At 39.0% G+C, this 20,315-nt stretch carries 14 protein-coding genes, 1 tRNA gene and 1 riboswitch; of the genes, 3 read left to right on the top strand and 12 right to left on the bottom strand.

Annotation, left to right across the window (positions count from 1 at the left end):
* Positions 1 to 2: 2 nt before the first annotated feature.
* The 7 genes from casA to eno form a co-directional block, all read right to left on the bottom strand.
* The gene (gene casA / locus AXE77_RS00645) at positions 3 to 1,673 is read right to left on the bottom strand and encodes a type I-E CRISPR-associated protein Cse1/CasA (protein ID WP_116711654.1); all 1,671 of its coding nucleotides are present in this window, start codon (positions 1,671 to 1,673) and stop codon (positions 3 to 5) included.
* Entirely contained in the window at positions 1,660 to 4,515 is a 2,856-nt protein-coding gene (cas3, locus tag AXE77_RS00640; protein ID WP_116711653.1) for a CRISPR-associated helicase Cas3', read from the bottom strand. Before cas3 ends, casA begins: the two co-directional genes overlap by 14 nt.
* Positions 4,516 to 4,832: 317 nt before the next feature.
* Positions 4,833 to 4,916, bottom strand: a tRNA-Leu gene (locus tag AXE77_RS00635).
* A gap of 67 nt (positions 4,917 to 4,983) precedes the next feature.
* Positions 4,984 to 6,693 carry a DUF501 domain-containing protein gene (locus AXE77_RS00630; RefSeq protein WP_116712031.1) on the bottom strand — a complete coding sequence of 570 codons (1,710 nt, stop codon included), beginning with the start codon at positions 6,691 to 6,693 and terminating at the stop codon, positions 4,984 to 4,986.
* A 77-nt stretch (positions 6,694 to 6,770) separates the two neighbouring features.
* Entirely contained in the window at positions 6,771 to 7,247 is a 477-nt protein-coding gene (locus tag AXE77_RS00625; RefSeq protein ID WP_116711652.1) for an FtsB family cell division protein, read from the bottom strand.
* 126 nt (positions 7,248 to 7,373) lie between these two features.
* Positions 7,374 to 8,288, bottom strand: coding sequence for an L-lactate dehydrogenase (locus AXE77_RS00620; RefSeq protein ID WP_165846012.1), 915 nt, complete (start codon positions 8,286 to 8,288; stop codon positions 7,374 to 7,376).
* A gap of 196 nt (positions 8,289 to 8,484) precedes the next feature.
* The gene (gene eno / locus AXE77_RS00615) at positions 8,485 to 9,780 is read right to left on the bottom strand and encodes a phosphopyruvate hydratase (RefSeq protein ID WP_004106847.1); all 1,296 of its coding nucleotides are present in this window, start codon (positions 9,778 to 9,780) and stop codon (positions 8,485 to 8,487) included.
* 147 nt (positions 9,781 to 9,927) lie between these two features.
* A riboswitch (TPP riboswitch) is annotated at positions 9,928 to 10,050 on the top strand.
* On the opposite strand from eno, the gene AXE77_RS00610 reads away from it, so the two are divergent.
* The 3 genes from AXE77_RS00610 to AXE77_RS00600 all read left to right on the top strand — a co-directional run bounded on the left by AXE77_RS00610 (position 10,040) and on the right by AXE77_RS00600 (position 12,791).
* Complete coding sequence (locus AXE77_RS00610; RefSeq protein ID WP_116711650.1) at positions 10,040 to 10,834, top strand: ABC transporter permease; 795 nt, start codon at positions 10,040 to 10,042, stop codon at positions 10,832 to 10,834. (Overlaps the previous riboswitch by 11 nt.)
* 79 nt (positions 10,835 to 10,913) lie before the next feature.
* A complete protein-coding gene (locus AXE77_RS00605) occupies positions 10,914 to 11,945 on the top strand; it encodes an ABC transporter substrate-binding protein (protein WP_116711649.1) in 1,032 nt (343 codons plus the stop codon).
* A gap of 30 nt (positions 11,946 to 11,975) precedes the next feature.
* A complete protein-coding gene (locus tag AXE77_RS00600) occupies positions 11,976 to 12,791 on the top strand; it encodes an ABC transporter ATP-binding protein (protein WP_116711648.1) in 816 nt (271 codons plus the stop codon).
* A gap of 180 nt (positions 12,792 to 12,971) precedes the next feature.
* Here AXE77_RS00600 and AXE77_RS00595 read toward each other — a convergent pair whose 3' ends face one another.
* From AXE77_RS00595 to AXE77_RS00575, 5 genes are all read right to left on the bottom strand, one after another.
* Entirely contained in the window at positions 12,972 to 13,868 is an 897-nt protein-coding gene (locus AXE77_RS00595) for an AbiTii domain-containing protein (protein ID WP_165846011.1), read from the bottom strand.
* Between the two features lie 92 nt (positions 13,869 to 13,960).
* Complete coding sequence (locus AXE77_RS00590) at positions 13,961 to 17,302, bottom strand: type I restriction endonuclease subunit R (protein WP_116711646.1); 3,342 nt, start codon at positions 17,300 to 17,302, stop codon at positions 13,961 to 13,963.
* Between the two features lie 3 nt (positions 17,303 to 17,305).
* On the bottom strand, positions 17,306 to 18,436 hold the full coding sequence (locus AXE77_RS00585) for a restriction endonuclease subunit S (protein WP_116711645.1): 1,131 nt from the start codon (positions 18,434 to 18,436) through the stop codon (positions 17,306 to 17,308).
* Positions 18,423 to 20,030, bottom strand: coding sequence for a class I SAM-dependent DNA methyltransferase (locus AXE77_RS00580; protein ID WP_116711644.1), 1,608 nt, complete (start codon positions 20,028 to 20,030; stop codon positions 18,423 to 18,425). The genes AXE77_RS00585 and AXE77_RS00580 overlap by 14 nt, the downstream gene beginning before the upstream one ends.
* Complete coding sequence (locus tag AXE77_RS00575; RefSeq protein ID WP_066714829.1) at positions 20,030 to 20,242, bottom strand: helix-turn-helix domain-containing protein; 213 nt, start codon at positions 20,240 to 20,242, stop codon at positions 20,030 to 20,032. Before AXE77_RS00575 ends, AXE77_RS00580 begins: the two co-directional genes overlap by 1 nt.
* Positions 20,243 to 20,315: the final 73 nt, after the last annotated feature.

The following is a 20,315-nucleotide window of genomic DNA, read 5'->3' as shown; positions in this document are numbered from 1 at the left end:
TTTTATTTTCCTGATAATTTTTTTAATCGACTAATAAAAATGTTGTAAGCTATAACTATATTTTTTGCAGGATTTTTTTTACTTTTTTCACCAACAAGACCTGTAAAATCACGTAACGTAGCATTTTTTAACATGACTTCTGCCTCATTTATGAGTATGTTATACAAAGTATTTCTCCATTGAGTACATCGTTCATTCATTGAATCTTTTGGTTTAATATTTGCTAACCATTCTCTAAACGGTTGATCAACTAAGAAATAAACATGACTAATACGCTTATCAGCATATTTAGTTGCATCATCTTTATTTCTATTACGTATTTCACATATGTCTAGAAGAAATTGCCTGTAAATAAATCCTATGGCAGATCTTGTACGCTCCACTTCATTGTTAATTCTACCCACCCATCCATTGTCAGAATTATCAGTTACTACAACTTCATCAATATGCAAAGTATCGCATATTTCATCTGTAGGAACCCAAGATGTAGCATTGCCATCATCTTTCATACTTACAGCCTGTAATGAAATAGAAGAACCTTCAATATCTTTACTAATTTTATTTAACCATTCCATAATTCCCGGTTTGTGATTTTTTAGGATCCCATCATCTGATTCTTGCAATGTAAGTAACCCAAATGATCTCCACATAGATTCTTCTACTTCATGCTTCCTTGGAGTGTATTTGTCCTTGTTTTCCCGTTCCTTGTTGTACTTCCATACTGTCATTGGCTCAATAAAAGCATTTTTATGATTAATATCAGGAAGTTTCACTATAGAAACCGATATCGGCTTGTCAATACTAATATCAGGATTTATATATATTGCTCTACTCCATCGAGTGTAAAGCTGAGAAATATTGTCAATAAATGTTTCATAAAACGAATTTTCAATATTTTCTGCTCCTGAATATTCCCAACACGGTTTTTGTCTCTTCGCAGGAGATTGCATTTCACCAACAAGCACGCAGTTGAGCATAAGAGTTTCAAATAGGTTTTCGCCTTCTACGTAAATGCCACCAAGGTCAAAAAGCCATCCTTTAGAAGCTTTATATTTTCCCGTACCAAAAAAGGTCTTATCCGCCAATCCAGCGTATGACTGTAACGTAATAATCCATCTTGCTAATTGCGGCTGCGTAAGTGACGATTTGTTATTATCAACATTATCTTTTGGAGAAAATACAGCTATTTTATTGTTACTTTCAGAAATTAAGCGATTAATATTTTTGCCCAATAATTCAGTAGGATTTTGACAACTAAGCTTTTTGCTCTCAATATCTAATATACTAGCCTGAAAGAAAGGATATTTGTCATCAAAAAGGTAGAAACGATCATGCCATTGTTCTAAATATTTGAAAACTGCGTCTGGAAACTCTTTTGAATTCAAAACTTCGCGCCAAATATTCATTGTTTCTTTATTGAAATCCTCTTTATCGTCTTCATCTGAATCAAATTCACGAGAATTTCCCTGAATATCATACCTAGAAAAAACAGTATGAAGCACAGCTAACAGAATACGAAGCAATGCAAAATCTTGAGTTTTCATATCGCCAGCAAGAGCTTTATATTCAGACGCATGCTTAAACACGTCTGTAATTGATACGAGTTTATTGTGGCCTTTTTCGTCTACAATGACGGAAATCCAAGGCTCATCTAATAAATTAAATCTGCTCACCTTGTGATTCCTTTCTATCTTCTTCCGAACTCTTAATACATACAATACCACTTTTTTCAGAATACGTAACTCTGTATTTCGATAATTCACAAATATTATTTTCATCGAATAGAAGCATCAAAGAACCTCGCAACCAAGGCTGATCATCCCAATTTTTGAATTGCTTTTGTTTTCGTATTCTTTCCAATTCTGCAATTGTTTCATCAACACGATTGCTATTTAATGTAAATATCCACGGCAACCCTACTGTTTCTTGAGCAAGTTTCATTGCAACTTCCACATCATCAATATTTTGTGAAATATCTTCACAATCATGGAAAGTTCCATAACCAGAACCAACTTTTTTCACAGCAATAACTTCTATAGATTCACCGCTATTACGAACTTGAGCGCATGCAAATTCATCAGATTCATTTGTAATTGAATTCGTCAACAAGCCAACAATAGATTTTTTACCGATTTCTGTTTTTGGATTTTCAATTCTATATGTTTCAGCATCACTTTCATTGTTATTTCTGTCTGAATCATATTCTCTTTTTGCAGCAGCATACGCATCTTTCAAATCTTCCTGTAACTCTAAAGGATTATCACCATAAACTATTTGCACTAATCGAGAAATATCTTGAGGCATGTTTATAACATCCGGCAAATAGTATTGAGTTCTCATAAGTAAATATTTACTGTAAATAGACTCAGAGCCTTTATCAAATTTGTAGATTTCACTAGTACCCAACACATATAAAATTGGTTCTTTAAGAGAATTTGGGTGTTCTATCGTATGCCTATGTAATCTGCCTGCACGTTGAAGTAATAAATCTATAGGAGCAAGATCAGTAAACAAAACATCAAAATCAATATCAAGTGACTGTTCTAATACTTGCGTACCAATAATTATTGCACGAGCAGGTCTATGAGCATTCTTGCCAATCATATTGCAAATCTGTTGTTCTTTTCTAACTCTATCTGTAGCAATAAATTGCGAATGAATAACTATAACTTCGTCATCACTAAATTCATCAACGCACGCATTATAAATTTCTTGAGCTCTTTTAACGGTGTTTACTATAATTCCAGCAATACCACCATTATTCAGCAAAGATTTAAGCTCATTAACAAGTGATTCATGTAAGTTATCATCTGTTATTTTTCTCACAGAAACAGATTTATTATCACTAGCATCATTTTCAATAAATTTTTGCTTTACACAGTTTTTATCACTGTACGTAACTAAAGGATAATTATTTGTTTCAAAATCAACATTAGACTTATCGCATTCACTCCATTTAAAGCCCAACCCACGCAACATATAAGATTTTATAAGTTCTTCTCTACGCTTGGCAGGTAAAGTAGCAGAAAGTAACACAACAGGAACACCGTATGCCGCCATCCAAATAAGAGATTCTTCAAGATACTTATTCATATAAGCGTCATAAGCGTGCACTTCGTCAATAATCACAACTTTTTTACTTAAACCCAAATGACGAAGCATAAGATGCTTTTGTTTTAACGAAGCTAACAAAAATTGATCTACTGTACCGACCACAAAGTCATCCAACATTGCGGTTTTTCGCCCAGTAAACCAATCATTAAGTATTACTCCATTGTTATTTACATCATTATTACTAGATCTACTCTCAGAACCATCATTCATATTTTGCATTCCATGAGGCAAATGGGCATAATCTGCATTCAGCTCAGCTTTACCATGGACTAAACGTAAACCAATTTCGCCCTGGGAATCACTATTCACACTTTTAAGCCAATCCTCAACTCGTCTAAACATTCCGTTAGAAGTTGCTTGAGTAGGAAGTCCAAAGAATACTCCGCTTCTTCCGGTTAGATTTGCTAATTGCTCAGCAGCAATCAAAGAAGCTTCTGTTTTCCCAGATCCCATTGCAGATTCAAGAATAAAAATTCCAGGCTCTTTGCAATGAGAAATGACATCGTACAACGATGTCTGAATACTATTCGGCAAGAAATCAAAGCGATGTTTGTATAGTTCTGAAACATCGCTATAGCAATTTAATGATTCCCATACGTCTTTAGAACCATGTTGTAACCACTTTTCCCAACCTTTTTTATATCTTTCTTCCTGCTTTCCAATCAAATCTTTCTCTATTGGAATAAGCGGAAAATAGTGTTCATTACTAGCAATCCAATCAGCCATAATTACTAGTCCACACAACAAAACTTGTGCTGGCTCATTTATTTCTGGAAGATCATCTACATTAGAAAAATCATTTCTTTCTAAAGCCCAAACCAAAATATCGTTCTGCAATTTTTTCCATAATTTACTATTCTCACTTTCAGTTTCACTTTGATAGTAATGGTCAGGATATTTAGACTTATTACTTCTACAAACAGAATCATTATCTAAAGGCTTACCATGATGAGCTCCAACAATTGCACAAATCCCTTCAGGAACTCCAGCATTAGAAAGAATAAATTGACCAGTTATAGTGTGATGACTACTTGAGCAATCTGTTGCCTTAAGAATAAAATCATCGATATTTGTAAAACCTACGTTAGCTAACTTATTTTTTAACGCAATATCTAAATCTTTTGAATTTGAAGACGATTTACGAAACTGAAAAACAGGAGTAGCTTTACCAATATCATGAACACAGCCTAAAAATTGAGACAATTTTTTTGCATCAACTCGTTTACTTAATGAGGATTCAATCAATCTTCGCTGACCACCACTAAGCCAATGCTCCCACAGCTGACCAATAACATTTCTAGTATCCTCAAGATGTTGAGCAAGAGGAAGCCATTGCATTACTCCATTAGCTTCTCTCTTTTTACCCCATAATGCAGAATTAACAACGTGATTACAACTCATACCCTACCATCTTCTTAATCCGCAATGATTATTAAATAATGGCAAATATACTCTTAATAAGAGTTTTAAGGAAGATTGTGTTGCATATTTATTTACTAAAACTAGTTGAGCTTCAAATGCACAATGCAATTCGAAGCTCAACCGTCACACCCCGCATATGCGGGAAAAACTATATATCGCGAAACACAGAAGGATCACCCCCGCGTATGCGGGAAAACAAACAAACTCATATTATATTAACCCAGAATATTAAAGCAATAAAGCCAGAGTTAGAAAAAAGCGCCACACAGCCAAACGGCTGTGCAGCGTTTTGTTTGTGCCTCCGGTGGGACTCGGACCCACAAGCCCGTAAGGGCGTCAGATTTTAAGTCTGATGCGTATGCCAATTCCGCCACAGAGGCAGCAATCACTTATTATGCCATATATCATTGCAAAGAACAAGCTCAGCGCGTGGCGAAATCACGCGCTTTACTTCTCCCCAAGCAGCCTGCGCCCCAAATCAAGCGTAATGCCGTCAAGCAAACCGTGCTCACTGGCCACAAAAGTATCAAGCACTCCGCCGTGATCTTCATACGCTGCTTTTGCCAAACGTTCAAGCACGCGGCTCCACACCACTGCTCCACCGCCAACAACATCCACACGCCCTGGGTGAATTGTTGCGTACGTGCGTCTACGATCCCTGGCCATGCGCAAAAATCGGTTATTCACCGCGTACGCCTGCTCCAATCCAATTCTTACACCGTCAACAGCTGTATGATCGTAATGCTTCAAACCCATCGTTAACGCAGCCATTGTTGTCACAGTGCCTGAAACGCCAATTATAGTGCGCGTGCGTCCTGCTGGCACAACTTTAAGCGCCTCATCAATATGCTTGTCAACGTCGTCAATTGCTGCCTGAATTTCTTCTTCTGTAGGCGGATCCGTGTGTAAATGCCGCTCAGTCATACGCACCGAACCAACATTCATCGAATATGCTGCGGCCACTTTATGCGCCGGCAAACTGTCTCCATCCCCACCAAGCACCAGCTCAGTAGAGCCGCCGCCCAAGTCCACTACAAGATATGGAGGCTGCAACTCGTCACGAGAAACCACGCTAGTTGCTCCAAGGAAGCTAAGAGCCGCTTCCTCCGTGCCACTAATAACTTCCGGACGAACCCCAAGCTCATCAATCATCATCTGCTCAAAAATCTCGCGATTTTCGGCATCTCTAGTAGCCGAAGTCGCCACGAAACGAATCGCATCAACAGGATGTTCCTTCAACACTTGCGCAAATTCATGGGCCGCAGCACGCACACGTTCTAATGCATCGTCTGCAAAACGATGCGTTTCATCAATTCCCTGCCCCAATCGCACCACACGAAGCATGCGCGGCACAATATCCTTCATGCCATGCTCTGAGACTTGCGCAATTTTCAAACGGATAGAATTTGTACCGCAATCAATTGCAGCTACAGTAACAGATTTTTCTGCAGCATTCTTTTCTGCGCAATCCGCATCCTTGCCTGCATTCTTTTCCGCGCAATCCGCACAATCCGCGCAATCCGCATCCTTGCGGCTACTTTTTTCTTCTACCACAACTTCCATTTCTGCAGCATCAGCATCATCGCTCCATGGAGTTGTGCAACGGCACACGCAAGGATCAAACTCATCTCGAATACGTTCCAGCACCATGTCACCAATAGGATTCACACCCTTGCCCATCACCAAGGTTTGCGCAAGCAAGGCGTGCAAGCATTTCACGCGCACCGGCATACCCCCTGCGCTCATTTCACTAATATGCTCTTCGCTATCCCCCAAAGTCACAGCTAGAGCGTGACGAAATTGCAAATAATACTTGTGCGCTTGCTCATATTGCTTTTTCACTGATTCGTCCGTCTGCAACAATTCGTTGAATTCTCTCATAAGCCCGTTCGCTTCTACATGAGACACTGCTTTTACAGCTTCAGGACTCGTCAAATAACAGGTTGTTGGGAATGGCGTACCGTCTTCCAAGCATGGCCTCGTGATAACAGCAAGCGGCCTGCCACATACACAACGCGCACCAACTGCCACCATACCACGCGGGAACCTTCCAAGTTGCATTTCAACAATCGCACGTTCAGCATCGTTCGCGGGAGTGTTGAGTATATTTCGCACAGCTTCTTCTGGAGAATAAGTATTATCAATATTTTGTTGCATAGTAGTTGAGCTTTCTTGGCAATTCGCCATTGTTTTACTCCTGTGAAGCGTATGTTTGCGTAATTATATAGTCCATTTTATAACGTCGGCACATTGTCCGGCTTGTCAGCTTTATGCAGAGCATACAATAAATCGCTGTACCACGGCAAAACTGAATGATTCTTAGTTCCCCCATTTTCTTGAGAAAACGTGTTTGGCAGAGAACCAGTAACAGCTTCTGGATGTTCAACGCGAACGGCTTGCTCTCCCGGAAAAACAAAACCGAGACGATCACGAGCTTGCGCTGCAATATAAGCTTTATCTTTCCAACGTTCCACATTGTTGGTAAGCGTACGTTTTTGCTCTTGCAATGCACTTTCTTCACGCTGTAACGCGTGTAATTCTGCCAAACTTAAAGCATAATTACGAACCGTAGCAATACATTCAATTGAACCAATAGTTACTATTAAAATCATCAGTATGAAAACAAGAGGTCCCGAAAGTAGCTTGCGTTGACGCATAGTCGGCTTTGCTTCTTCCGCTACTGCCCTCGTACGATGCTTTCTTATAACCATACCCTCTAAATTACTTGATATATTCGACGTGCAAACGCAATAATAATGGCCAGTTACCTGCTAGTAGCTGACCATTATATTTGAAATAACTATTGAAATTAGTAAGCGTAAATTAAGTAAGTTAACTTACTTTACTTGTGCCTTACTTAAAATTGTATCTGCAGAATGCTGCAACTTTTGCAATTCTTCCTCAGTCAAGTCAAGCTGGCACTGCTTAACAATACCTTCACGACCAACGATTGCTGGGTAGGAAAGATAAGAATGGTATTCTTCACGATAGTTAGAAACAGGCATCTGTTCCTTTGAATCAGAAAGCACGGCATCAACAAGACGAACTGCAGCGGCAGCAATACCATAATTGGTATATTTCTTTCCATAGAATACTGTGAATCCACCTTCGCGAGTTTCCTCGTCAATTGCTTCCAAGTCCATGTTCTTTTCTTTAATAAGCTCTGTTATAGGCTGCTCAAAGACTTTAACAGTAGACCACGCAACAAATTGCGAATCACCATGCTCTCCCAAACTATAGCCCTTAACAGCCTTTGGATGCACGCCAAAGAACTTTCCTACTGCACGATGCAAGCGCGCAGAATCAAGCAAAGTGCCAGTTCCAATAATCTTTTCGTAAGGAAGACCAGTAGCTTCCTTGTAAAGCTGGCAAATAGCATCGCAAGGATTAGTTATATCAATCAAAACACCGTGGAACCCAGAAGCCTTAATCTTTGCACCAACTTCTGCAACTTCCTTACGATTATACTTAAGCTCTGCAAAACGATCTGGATGAGGAACGTCTAAAAGCTTTATGTGACCCAAGGCACTTACGATTACCTCTACGTCTTTTAATGCTTCATAATCATTAACTGTAATATTAACGTTAAAAGGCACGTTATCCATTGAATCTTCAAAATCCAATGCGTCGGCATTCACCTTTGCCTCGTTTGCATCATAAAGATACAAATCATCAGCATGACCGCCAACAACAAGTTGATGCGCTACAGCGGCACCAACGTTTCCCATGCCTATAACAGCGACTTTTCTCATATGAAACATCTCCTTCCGTTTTAGTTTTCCATAAAAAATAGCACTATTTTGATGAGAATGAAAGTAAATTTAAGAAAATTTTTTGCGTGTTGTGACTTTTTCAAAAATATTTAATAAAAAAACGGCCAGCCGCAAACGCGACTGACCGTTAAATACTAAAGACTTAGTAAGTTACGAAAGTTACTTTACTAGAAAGTTACTTCATATACTTCTTGCAAGCCTTGAATGCGCTGTAACCAGCGTACTGAGCGGTAGAACCAAGCTCTTCCTCAATCTCAAGCAAGCGGTTGTACTTAGCAATACGCTCGCCACGAGCAGGAGCACCAGTCTTGATCTGGCCGGTGTTCTTAGCAACAGCAAGATCAGAAATGGTAGTATCTGGGGTTTCACCAGAACGATGGGAAACCATGGAAGTGAAGCCATTCTTGGTTGCAAGCTCAATAGCGTCGAGCGTTTCAGTAACGGAACCAATCTGGTTCAACTTCACGAGCAAGGAATTAGCTGCACCAAGCTCAATACCCTTAGCCAAACGCTTTGGATTGGTGACGAGCAAGTCATCGCCAACGAACTGCAAACGATCGCCAAGACGCTTGGTAATCTCTGCCCAATCATCCCAGCCTTCTTCCTGGAATGGATCTTCGATGGAAACGATTGGATACTCATTGATGAGCTTCTCGTAGTAGTCAAGCATGTAAGCAGATTCGCGCTCTTCGCCGTCGAAACGATACTTACCAGTTTCCTTGTTGTAGAACTCAGAGGAAGCAACGTCAAGAGAAATACCAATCTGCTTGCCTGGCTCGTAGCCTGCAGCTTCAATTGCATCCATGATGTACTTCAAGGAATCCTCGTTGGACTTCATCTTTGGAGCGAAGCCACCTTCGTCGCCAAGACCAGTAGCCAAGCCTTCCTTCTTCAAAACATTCTTCAAGGTGTGATAAACCTCAACGCCAGCGCGCAAAGCATCGCTGTAGGTTGCAAAACCGTAAGGAGAAATCATGTATTCCTGAATATCGGTTGCGAAGTCAGCGTGAGCACCACCGTTCATGATGTTCATGTTTGGCACTGGAAGAATGTGGCCATTGGTACCGCCAATGTAGCGGTACAGAGGAAGCTGAGCGGACTCAGCAGCTGCATAGAGAGCAGCAAGAGAAACACCAAGAATAGCGTTTGCGCCGAGCTTGCCCTTGTTTGGCGTGCCATCGAGCTCAATCATGGTCTCATCAAGAGCGCGCTGATCAGTGGCATCCATGCCAATAACCTTAGGTGCAATCACTTCGTTGACAGCCTTAACAGCTTCCAACGTGCCCTTGCCCTGATAGCGGGACTTGTCACCATCGCGGCGTTCCCAAGCTTCAGCTTCACCGGTAGAAGCACCGGAAGGCACTAAACCAATACCCTGAGCGCCATCTTCGGTCTCCAAATAAACCTGAACAGTAGGATTTCCACGAGAATCCAAAATTTCGCGTGCATATACGCTTTCAATAGCTGCCACAACTACTCCTTTATACCTATGGGTTGTGATGACTCTTCCAAGATTAGTGCGTTTTATGGACGTTATATTGTATGCAGCACTGTTTATGCCGTGAACGTTCACAATATCGCGAGTTTGTACATTTGTCCACGCCTTAGGACGATAATACGAAAAGACACGGGGTGCAAAAATTGTGTACTTAACAAACTTGTCTTACGCACTTTGCTGAGAACATACCCGTCGAACCTGATATAGCTAGTACTATCGAAGGGAATGTCGAATGAACAGCCATTTTCAAAGCATGCTCAAAAAGGTAACTTTTGCACTAAACTCATGCAAACCATGGCTTTCAACAATTGTCATACTTATTGGATGGTTCTTAGCTACACTTGGGCCTAAAGAGACTAGGCACATTCCTTCACCTGCAGAAGTAATTAATGCTTTTCTAGAATTAAACGAGGAAGGTTTAATTTGGCCTTCGTTAGGAATTAGTTTTGCAAGAGTTATTGCAGGATTATGTTTAGGAATGATAATTGCAGTTCCAGCGGGCGTTATTTCAGGCAGCACAAAACTGGGTGACATTATTATTAACAAACCTGGTCACATGCTACGTTCAGTTCCTTTTACAGCACTAGCACCTTTGCTTATTATCTTATTAGGCATTGGTGAGACTATGAAAATAGCTCTTATTGCCATAGGTGTATTCGGAACATTTTACGTAAATATGAGGGACGGAGTTCGCAATATTGATCCCAAACTTTTGGAATTAGCGCGCGCGTATGAAGTAAATAGCAGAACAATATTTTTTACTATTCTTCTTCGAGGAGCACTCCCAAACTTTATGACTGCTTTGCGCTTTGCAATATCAGTGTCATGGGTGGCACTAGTAACCTGCGAAACAGTGAACGCTTCAAAAGGAATTGGATATATTCTGGCTAGATCGCAAGAATTCTACAGACCGGATCAAATGCTGTTATGCATAGTTTTATACGCCATAGCAGGCCTACTTTCTGAGGGAATAGCAACACTTTTGGAACATGTTTGCATGCCTGAGCGGCATTTATCCAAACAGTGAGCAAAACAGTATCGTTAGCGAAGTTTGTTAACGAAAAATAATGAAATAAGCAACAAAAATAAACAACAAGGAGAATGCAATGACTAAATTTACATTATTTCAAACAAGTAAGCGAGTATTAGCAGCCTTCTGCGCACTTTGCACAGCAATCACCTTAGCATCATGCGGAAGCTCAAACGACAAAACACAAGCGTCTTCTACAAATTCTTCCACAAAAACTACTAAACAAATCAAAGAAGATACCGGAACTTTACGAGTAGCATACTTGACTTCCGCGAATTATTTAACAACGCTTTCAAATAATAAAAAGATGGCAGATAAAATCTTTGGCAAGGCAAAAGTCACTTTTAGTGGTCCTTACGTTCCTCCAGAAGCAAACACTGCCGTAACTTCCGGAAATGCAGACGTGACAACCACTGGATCTGGCCATTTTATTCACTTTATCTCTAAAGGTCAGCCATGGGTTGCTTACGCCATTAACTATTACAACGGCAACGCTCAAGGAATCGTGGCTGCACCAAATAGCGGTATTAAGTCACTTAAAGACCTGTATGGCAAAAAGATTGGCATTATTGCTAAAGGTGGAAGTGGAGACTATATAATTCACAAAGCTTTTGAAAAAGCAGGACTTGATCCATCTAAGGTTCAGGAAGTAGAGATGAGCCCAAAGAACTTCCACGCAGCATTCACAACCGGCCAAGTTGATGCTTTAGCAACTTTCGACCAGAACTTTGCTGCAGCATTAGCAACTCCAGGCGCAAAACTTCTCGTCACTGCAAAAGATTACGGAAATATTAATTTTGGCATCCAAGTTGCTTCTGCAGAGTTTGCTAAAAAACACCCACAATTATTAAAGAAAATGTATCGCGCTTTAGTAGAAGAAGGTAAGAGAGTTCAAAAGAAGCATTCCATTATTCTCGATATGTACAAAAAGTTTGGTGCCTCCGATGAAACTATGAAGGAACTAGCAAAGTTCGACATTCCACAAATTCGACCAATGAATGCTGCAACTATGAAAATGCTAAAGCAACAAGCTAAAGAATACGTTAAATACGGATTTATTAAGGAAGTTCCTGATTTCTCTAAAGCCGTAATCGACTGCAGCAAGTAAACGATTACTAATCGTAACTAAAATACGACTATGTTTAAGAGCATTTTTCATAAGCGTCACAATGCAGAAGTTTCCGAAGAATCTGCTTACAAATCAAATATTAACGATAATGATTGCTGCGTTAATATAGAGAATCTCGGCATTTCTTTTGCAACCGCAGAAAATAAAAATACAAAAAATAATTCTGCAAATAATTCTTCTTTCGTATTGAAAAATATTACGATGAGAATTAACAAGGGCGAATTTGTGTCGCTTATTGGTAGATCCGGATGCGGAAAAACCACGCTTTTGAAAATAATTGCAGGACTTCTTACTCCTAGCGAAGGTAACGTTTACGCCACAAGACGTCAAGCTATAGGCTTTCAGGATGCACGATTAATACCGTGGCTTTCTGTGAGCAAAAACGTTGTTTTTGGTATGGAAGCAAGTAAGCAAGAGCTTAAGGATATTGCGCATTTAGCGCTTTGCCAAATGCAGCTTGAAGGCTACGATAACAAGTGGCCATCTCAGCTTTCAGGAGGCCAAGCGCAGCGCGTATCTTTAGCTCGAGCTTTAGTTAGAAATCCTGAATTATTGTTGCTTGACGAGCCTTTTGGCGCTTTGGATGCTCTTACACGCTTCGATATGCAGGATTTGCTTAATAAACTTCAAGCAAAATACGGCTGGAGTACGCTTATGGTTACGCACGATATTGCGGAAGCTGTAAGACTTTCTGACCGCATTCTTATGATTAAAAATGGTGAGATTGCTAAGCAATGGCATATTGATCGCGAGCATCTTGACGCTCAAAATCGTCCTGTAAATCATAGTGAAATAGAAGACGAGCTTAGAGAAGCGTTACAGTAAGAACGCAAAAAAATAATTGATAAAGGCGACTGCAAAATAGAGTGTTCAGTAAGGGGTTAAAAGAAAACCGACTGAAACCTTTAAGCGGGAACATAAGAAATAAAACGACCATACAAGAGTAGAGATACTCTGTGTGGTCGTTTTCTTATACTCAGATACCGAAACGGTATGGGAGATTTTTTAGAACAAACCTTGTATTTGAGCTTGTATTAACCCTGCAATAGCGCTGGCACCTGTACTGATTAAAAAGTCTTTTAGTACAACCAATGCTGATTTTAAAATATGCGGTTTCTTCTCTTCTTCAATTTTTAATTTGATGTCAGCTAATAATTCTGTTGCGGTTTCTATATCCTCTTTTGATAAATCAGATTCACTAATACTTTTTTCAACGGCATCAACTACATCCTTAACTTTATCATAGGAAAATGTAACTGTATTCTCACTTCCAGACACTATCTGTACATTATCGGATGGTGAATTGATCACACTTGTATTTCCGTAATAATTATTCACGGTTTGTGGCATGTTCACTGCGGATTCTTTTTCAGTCTTAGAGAAAACCATATTTTCCCCTACAATACCTTCCGATTCTAATTTCAATGTCCATTCTAAAATAGTATTTTTTACTTTTTCTTCAATGTCTTTAACTGCAGTTGTAGGTATATGTAATGCATACATCATTGGAAGCAGCGAATCAGCCATTTTATCAAACAATGCAAGTTGTTCGCCTGAAAAATCTAAAGTTAATACATTTCCTGAGGACTGACATAAAGAAATGATTTCAGAAATTGAATTTACTAACTTTCTTTCACAAATCTTTTTTTCGACTTCATTATCCTGTATTGAGGTTGGAATCCAACCGCGATAAGGATTGAAAGTTTTTAAACTTCCACGAACCTTTCTATACTCAGGGCAAGATTCTTGGTCAGGATAACCATTTAATTCGTGTTTAATCCATTGATCAAAATCATTAAGCTTTAATTTTGATGCAATCAAATGTGCTTTGCGTAATATATTAACAACATCGCAATTTGATGACACAATTTCATTCTGTAATTCTAAAACAATACTTCCCATGTTATTCACCATCCTTCTTTCTACCATATAGGGCACTATTCTCAGCAAACATCATAGTTCTTCACATAGAAGCAATAAGGAAAAGGAATAATCTAACTTTCTGAAGTTGTTTCAGAATGCTCCTCAAAATTTTCTACCTGCTCCATCACCTTTGTGAACACTTCAGGACTATACTGTGGCGGATAGCCGTTCTTAACCAAACAAATCTTTATCTTCAATTTTAACTGATTACGCACATTCTGATTGTTGAGCCAGTCCACAAATGAAGACTCGGTATCTATTATTTCCTTAACTTTTTTAGCAAGTGTCTTGCATTTATCGTTTACCACAACACCGTTAACTTCTTTGTCAATGCCATATTCAAACTTATACTGGTCACGAAGAGCAATCAAAATATCATAGAATGCCTTTTCTTCAAAGGTTAATCCTATTTTACGGAAACTCTCACGATTTTCGTTCATCTGACGAAGTATCACTAAAGCTTGTTCAGTTGCAGCCTTAATAATATCTTCTGAGGCAGCTTCCTGTGTTGCCCCGGCTTCTTCAGCAGTAAGGTGCTTACGTCTTTCATGGTACTCATCAATAGTCTTTTCAATCATTTCTTGGAAAGATTTCGCTGCTAATTGGTTGACCCTGCCATATTCCTTTATTTGCTTACGGAGCATTTTGATAAGTAATTCTAACTTTGTAGCAGGCATTTCTACATCTGATAATTTTTCAAAGTATTCAGGAGAGAAGATATCTTCTTCCTCGCCACTTTCAAGAACACTTTCTACCTTATTGTATTTTAATGCCTCTTCAACCATCTTTGATACCACAAGATTCATAGTTTCAGCATCAACATCGCTGGTTCCGCTCATTTTACGAACGAAACCTGCTATAGCCATAAAGCACTGTGCAAGCGCAGATTCTTCTTCGCCCAGATTCCCAGAAGGTTGGCAAATATCAAAAGCACTTCTCATTCTCTTAACAGACTTTAAGAAATATGTCTTAAACGAGACCTGATTAGTTTTTCCGTTTCCTTCTGTCTGCAAGACCTGTGCTGATGTAAAGACATACTCAGCGGCTTTGGAAAGTAATTTATATCTTTCAACAGGGTCACATTTCGTATTAAGGAATGGAGCTAAGTCATAATCTGTAAACAGTGCTTTAAGTATTTCAATCTCCTCCCTGAATGCAGAGGTAGCCTGCTCAACGTCATCCGATGTGGGAGCAACTGATGTATCACCACCGTAAACCTTCATGGCCTCACGCATATTATCGCGAATGCCAATATAGTCGATAACCATACCATATTCTTTGCCGGGATATTTTCTGTTTACACGACTGATAGTTTGAATCAGCAAGTGCTTCTTCAAAGGCTTATCGTTATATAAATATGTAAGTGACGGAACATCAAATCCCGTAATCCACATATCAACTACGATAACAATATGGAAATTAGACCTTTCCTGTTTAAAGGCTGCATCCAGTTCTTCGCAACGTTTATCATTTTTAACGCCACCAAGATAGTTATACATCTCAGCTTCATCATTACTTCCAACACTCGATACCATAGCCATAAATGGCATAGGTTTTAATTCTTTAAGTTCTTCATCTGTTGCAGTAACTCCGTCAGGAGTTTTCTTCTCTTCAAACCATTCCGGATATTTATCCTTGAATTTCAAAAGAAGTGAATATGCAATTTTTCTGCTAGAGCAGACAATCATTGCTTTCTGAATTCTATCTGGGTCACCAGCACAAGATGAAATATAATGGTCATGAATATCTATAGCAAGCCTCTCCAAGCGAGAAGGCTCGCCAAGGATAACTTCCATAGAACTCATTGCACGTTTACTGGCTTCAATATCATCATACGTTGCACCATCATCGGCACACTTTTTATAGTAATTTTCAATTTCTTTAGCTTTGGTCTTATCAAGTAACACCTTAGCAATACGAGGATGATACTTAATAGAAACAGTTAGTCCATCTGCGACCGCCTGATCCATAGTGTATCTATCAATTTCCTGACCAAAGGTCTGATATGTTTCGGCAATAGGAGTTCCTGTGAAACCTACAAACGTAGCATGTGGAAATGCTTCCTTTAATACTTTTGCATATGGCTTTGAAACCATAGCTTTCATATTTTCATCAGCATCTTTACTGAATTGAATCTTTTTAGAATGTTCAAGCTGAGTTCTATGAGCTTCATCAGAAAAGCATATAATGTTCTGACGGTCATTGATAAGCCCGATTTTATCATCTTCACGGTCGCAGAATTTCTGAATTGTGCAGATATAGAAACCACCGCTTTGTCTTGCACAGAGTTCCTGTCTTAACTGTGCTCTGTTTTTAACAACAGATACTTCACCAAGATTTAAGAATTCTTTACTTTTGGTAAATAGCTTTGCACCCTGCTTTTGTAATTCTTCTCGATCAACGATAAGAATAATTGTCGGCGAGCCTACTTGAGGAATATCAGAGCAACGAAGTGCAAGTTGCCGGGCGAGGAAAACCATCGTATATGTTTTACCACAGCCAGTTGCTCCAAAGTATGTACCGCCTTTACCGTTTCCGGTAGCAATAGAATTAACAATGCTTTGCTTTAATAATTTTGCAGCAAAAAACTGTGGATATCTACACACAATTTCGACTTCTGCACTGTCATAAACACTATCTTGAAAATAAATATAATCTCTAAAAATCTCTAAAAATCTTACAGGGGAATATACACCCTTAACCATTGTTTCAGTTTCAGCAAATGGAAGCGTAGAAACTTTATCGTCATCATTCACACGTCGCCAAGCATAAAAATGCTCATAAGGAGTGTGAACTGTTCCAAGCCTTGTCTTCACTCCATCAGAAATACAGGCCAACGGACAGTAATGCAATAAATGGGGAATATCTCTCCAATAACGAATATTAATCTGTTCCCACGCATCGTACACTGTTGCATTGGCGTCAGCCGGATTTTTAAGTTCTACAACACATAGAGGCATACCGTTAACAAACAACAGCACATCAGGTCTGCGATTTTCCTTCTGTCCGTTATTTGTATATTCCACAGTAAACTGGTTCACAACACGGAAGATATTATTATCAGGGTTTTCAAAGTCGATAAGAGGTATCATCTTGGCTAAACCGTCTTGCGGTGTAAACTGAATGCCGTCCACCATCCAACCGTAGACTTTATGCAAGGTGGCAAAATCACTTTCAGCACCTACAAGACGAACATTGTCGAAAATCTGTGTAACCTCATCTTCGGTAAGTTCTGGATTTGTCTTGGCAATAAACTTTTTGAAATCATCGGCAATCAACACATCTCTTTTGCTGATGCGGTTGATATTATTGCCGGCGATATAATCCCATCCTTCAGCTTCCAAGAAACCAATGAAGGCATACTCATACTCTGATTCACAGTAGTGGCCGTTATATTCCTTTAGCTTTGCCATAGATTATGCCTCCTTTGTGTTTCTTCCTTCTTCGATAGAGCCTTTAATTAAAATAGGGCAAATATCTTTGATTTGGGCTTTTAGTTTTTCATTGATGGATCGACGAATATTGTAGGCATTATATATATCAATGATAGCCTTCTGAACTTCTAAATCTGGTACTGGTATTTCTATTTCGTAGAATCGATCCATATCTAAATTAGTTCTTATACTTGCATCACTCATAAACCAGCCTAAACGGTCAAGTTCTTTACGAGAAAACCACATCATTACATATTCTGCAAGGACATTATCATCTTTTATTTGCAGAATGCTATACGCTGGGGAAATAATTATTGGTTCTTCTTTATCAAACAGTGCAATTCGTATGCATTCATCTCGTCCTGTTTGCATTCCCGAAAATGCAAATTGACCTTTGGAGACCAATTTGTATTTTGACAAATCAACGCCATTTGTATTTGCAACAGAAGGCATAAATTGTTTTGTAATATTAATACCTTGAACATTGGATATTATTCCATCAACATTTCTGACATCCACTTCCTGAAGAATATCACCAACCGATTTTTTAGTCGATTTATGTTTATAATTGTCAATTAATGCATCGCAAGTAAGCTTCAAATCGTCTAATCCACGCTCGTAGGCTTTTTGATTGGCCACCATGGCATTGTAGACATTCACATACTTTTGCTGTGTTTTTATATCTGGTAAAGGAACGATGATATCACTCATATCATTAAAATTAAACTCAGGTCTTTGGCTACCAAAGTTTCTGAAAGTAACTTCTCTTTTAAATTCATTTCTATGAAAATAAATATATAGCCATTGTGGATTTATAATTTTCTTTCCTTCATCAGTAAGATAGAAAATGATATATAAGTGTGAAACAATGCATAATCCTTCTGTTCTGTATGCTAGTGATCCAAGATTTAATCGAGTTGGATTATATACAAAAGCCTCATTGTTAACTATTTTATATGGTTTCAAATCAACTTCGAGAGTGCTTCCTTTTGGTGAAGCAAATACACCGCTACTGTTAACACCCTTTATTAATTCTTCTCCATATTTTAAATCAGAATTATTTTCTGTAGAACGTTTAATATAATCCCCGAGTCTAATGTTAATCAATCTCATAGCCGATCCCCCTGAAGGCGTCCTCAAGCATTTTTTGCGACTCTTTTTCCTCACGCAGAATGTCTTTCATCTCGGCTTGAATGCGTGCCATTTCCTTGTCATAGTCTATATCTAAATCATGGTCGATAAACTCGATATATTTGCTTGGTGTGAGAGCCCACCCCTTGCTTTCAATTTCTGTCATCCCAACACTGCGATAAAGTTCCGGAATGGCATAATTATTGCCGTCTGTGCCTTCACTTTGCCAAGTGTGGTAGATATCGGCAGCATGCTGAATCTGCTCAGCACTAAGGCGTACTTTTTTCTTGTTTTCACCTTTGACAGCATTTTCCGTCCAAGTGCGTAAATCCATGAACAAAATTTCATTCTCACGATTACGAAGATTTCTATCGTGGTATTTTCCGCCCTTTTTATTCTGATTCAAAATCCAAAGTGTTACACTGATGTCCGTTGTAATAAACAGTTCTCGCGGAAGAACAATAATAGCTTCCACCTTATCATTTTGGATAAGTCTTTTGCGAATTTCCAATGTATCGCTGTCGTTTAATGCACCGTTAGCAAGCAAGAATCCAGCAACACCGTTAGAAGGTTTTAAGTGTGAGAGTATATGTAAAATCCACGCATAGTTGGCATTGCTTTCAGGCGGTGTGCCATAATCTGCCCAGCGAGGGTCATTCTTTAGATTTTCATCATACCAACCTTTAAGATTGAAAGGTGGATTTGCCATGATGTAGTTGAAATACAATCCCTTGTGTAAATCATGGGTAAATGAAGAATCATTTGTGCCACCAAGGTTATGGCTAATACCACGAAGTGCCAAATTCATCTTTGCAAGACGATAAGTTGCAGCTTCCTTTTCCTGACCATAAATATTGATGCTATTAAGATTACCCTGCTTTGATTTCACAAGTTCGGCACTTTGAATAAACATACCTCCAGAACCGCAGGCAGGGTCATAAAGTGTGCCTTCAAACGGTTCAATCATAGCTGCAATAAGCTTAACCACATCGTGAGGAGTATAAAATTCTCCTTCTTCTTTTGTTGCATTAACTGCGAACTCTTTAAGGAAATATTCATACACATAGCCAATTAAATCTTTTTCTTCACCAAAAGCCTTGTGACTGATTTTATTAACTTCATCAACAATTTTCTTGATGTCATTAGCAGCTAAATTACGAGTGGTAAATGTACCCTTTATAAAGCAACCTTTAAGCTGAGGATCTTCCTCTTCAAGTCTGCTTAATGCAGTGTCAAGTGCAACATTGAGTTTTGGAGCCGGTGTGTTAATGATGGTTGACCATCTTGCTTCTACAGGAAGGTTGTATGTTCCATCTGCAAAAGTAGCATCATCAAAGAATGCAGCTCTGATGTTTTCATCATCAGGGTCTAGTCCCTGCTCAATTAAAGTCTTACGGAGTGATTCGATGCCGTCTTCGTATTTCTCACCGATAAAACGCAAGAATACAAGTGTGAGCATCATATCTCTTTTTTCAAAAAATGAGCCAGAATTTCGTGCTGCACGTAAGTAATCTCTACAATTAAAAAGTATACTATCTATATTTAATGCCTTTTCAGCAGTTTCCTTTTTTGCCATTATTTTTCATCCTCCGCTACAAATTCCAAAATATCGTTGGGCGTGCAGTGTAAAGCTGTGCAGATACCTTCCACTTTTTCCAGTGATATATATTGCCCAGTGCGTAGTTTCGTAATAATGTTGGCGGAAATATTGCTCATTCTCATTAAGTCCTGATTGGAAATATCTTCTTCAATCATGCGATGTAAAAGTTTTTTATAACTAACAGCCATAGTTAGCTCCTTGTTTTAATAATTAAACATTATCACGATTCTGTGAGTATATCAACGATATAAAGAGTTAGCC

It is taken from the genome of Gardnerella massiliensis (assembly GCF_003408845.1).
Taxonomy (GTDB): Bacteria; Actinomycetota; Actinomycetes; order Actinomycetales; family Bifidobacteriaceae; genus Bifidobacterium; species Bifidobacterium vaginale_H.
Note: the sequence above shows the minus strand (reverse complement) of the source record. Positions and strands in the feature narration are given on the sequence as shown.